The organism is Gemmatimonadota bacterium (assembly GCA_026706845.1).
GTDB lineage: Bacteria > Latescibacterota > UBA2968 > UBA2968 > UBA2968 > VXRD01.
In genome coordinates, this window is the sequence record JAPOXY010000019.1 from 1 (window position 1) to 2,493 (window position 2,493).

Consider the following 2,493-nt stretch of genomic DNA (forward strand, 5'->3'; position numbering starts at 1 on the left):
GTATTTTTCAGACTTATCAAAAAGGTTGTTTACTCTACAACCCGAAAATAGACGTATTTCCTATCCGTCTGCTCTGTTTGCTTGTCCCTCGCCAGCACCGTCAATTGATAAATCCCTTCGGGCACCTGATTCATATCAATCTGCAAATAAGTGAAGTCATCTTCTCGATTGCCTTCGTAATTCGATGTCACGGTTCGCGTCAAGTCACCATCTTTTGACCGCTTGATCTTCAAGTCCTCAGCAGGGATGTGATGGACTTGTCCACCACTCGTATAAACCTTTGTCTCACCCAACATAAGGCTGTCGGCAAAGCCCCCCTCGCTGTCTTCTGACCGCCCGGCCTGCAACCCCTGAGCCTCTATATCGTCTATTTGTTCACTCCGCAAATCAATCTCTGTCTTACCCATCGTCTCAATCAGATCTTGAGAGGCGAATAATGTGGGCGATAGCGTATCTACCTCTGGCTTGCCGATTGTGTAGGAGATCTCATACTGTGTACTGCCAAAGTCGTCGCGCTGGAGATCATATAGTTCCAGATAGATAAAGACCGGTTCAGATGGTGAAAATGTGCGAACTGGATTGGGGGTAATATGCAGATCGTCACGGCTTTCTGGCAATGCTTTCTTCGCTTGAATATCGCTGCCGACGAGCAGATCACTCAGATGAAAGGTCTCCTGGCCATACAAGAACGGTTTCTCATCGCGTGCCACACCAATGAGGCCAGATATTTGATCCAACAATTCTACCGAAAAATGATAGCTATCCTGGCGTATATATACCCTGTGGGAGATCAACAGGTGATCGTTGCGATGTCGTGCAGCGGCGTTTTGTGCCGGCTGCGGTTGCGACAAAGTGAGGGTCCTGGATTTGCGGTCGTTATACATATCATTCCACTGCTGATCAAAGAAGAACACGCCATCCCAAAAACGCACCTTGCCCGTTTCGGGATTTTCTTTTAGTCGATCTTTTGGAATCATATAGCTGAGTTCGACCCGCATCCTGTTTTGTTCTTCAAAGGCGGAGATCTGATAGGGCAAGGTGTATTTTCGATTGAGATATGGATCGACAAATCGCTGTGCTGTTTTTTTAAATATGTGATGCGAGGCTTCTGTCAATATAGATGGTACAAAGGAAGACGGTGCTCTTCGTGACCCTGGAGAACCGGGAGTGATATCAAAGGCACTGGTTCCTACTGCAGGGACCAGGCTTGGGGTCTCGACCGTAGCACCGCCGCAAAAGTGCCAGATATCATCCGTAGTGCCACAAAATTTGATCTGGAAATTTTCGTAATGCCAGAACTCCATCATAGCGGCATCCAGGACCTCTTTAGAATCCCAGGTCCCTTTATAGGCTGTCATACGACGTCTGTATCTTCCAAATTTGATATAGGTCTTCCCCATATCCGTCTGCCAGCCCTCAACATCATCAGAAAATCGCCTGAATCGCAAATTTACATAAGCCATACGACCAAAGTGTGCCATCTTTCTTTCATTAAAATCCGACAAATAAAGTGGATCCTGGCGCTTCCAAAACATCTCGCGTTCCAATAACCTATCAATCGTCTGCGTCGTATCGCGGGATGCATGATCTTCTTCGGACACAAGCAGGTCAATTGATTCGAGCAACTCGCGCTCTTCAACACTCATCAAGCCAAGAGCGCGTTGATAATAGTTATGCGAGTCATTGAACTCGCCAATCTGATAGGCAGCAAGCCCACAGAATAATAGTGCATTTTTATCATCTGGATATTGCGCGTGCAGGGCTTGCATCAGGGCGTGGAAGGCATCCCAGTATTTATCTTCAAAGTAGAGTATGCCCAACAAATAATAGGATTGCTGATTGGTCCCATCCAATTGGATGCTTTTTAGCAGGACCTGGAGTGCTTCTTGTTTGGCTTCCTGGGCAAAAATCTTAAAATTTTTTGGATTCTGTGCGCTTCTTCTATCTTTCTGTGATAGGAAATCATACACCCAGAACATACCCAGTCCATTGAGGACAGCGGTATTTTGCGGATCCTTTTTGATCACGTTCTTGAATTGGTTCAATGCCCGTGACCGAAAGCCTTGATGCCACATAATCTTTCCGCGTGTCAGCCGATATTCAACATTGTCGGAGGCAATCGAGATTGCCTGCTGTATCCTCCGCATTGCCCGCTGTCGGCCATTTACGCTGTAGTCCAACAGATGCAGTTTGGCCAATTCGTTGTATGCAGGTGCATATTTTTTGTCTTTGGAAATAATCTCTTCGAACGCCACAATGCTTTCCTTCCGACTCACCTGACCAATTTGCTCCATTGCATTCTGAAACAGCGCGTCTATTGTAGTTTCCCCTCTGACCAGGCCAGTGCCAAAAATGCAGGCCAACGCGATCAATCCGATATGGATTGTGATTCGCTTCTTCATAGCCCATCCCTTTCTTCTCAGTCTCGGAGATCTGGTGACACCTCTACATTGAACACAGCCTGTCGCCTCACGCGTTGTCCCGAATTTAAAT

Annotated in this window: 1 protein-coding gene; it reads right to left on the reverse strand. The window is 46.7% G+C overall.

All coding sequences use genetic code 11. The features are described from left to right. Positions 1–29: 29 nt before the first annotated feature. Positions 30–2,402 (reverse strand): GWxTD domain-containing protein, encoded by a 2,373-nt coding sequence (locus OXG87_01625; GenBank protein MCY3868223.1) that lies wholly within the window; start codon positions 2,400–2,402, stop codon positions 30–32. Between the last annotated feature and the right edge of the window lie 91 nt (positions 2,403–2,493).

What these genes read in the sequence shown, in the direction of transcription:
- OXG87_01625 (MCY3868223.1), bottom strand. Translation starts at nt 2,402, where the DNA reads ATGAAGAAGCGAATCACAATCCATATCGGATTGATCGCGTTGGCCTGC.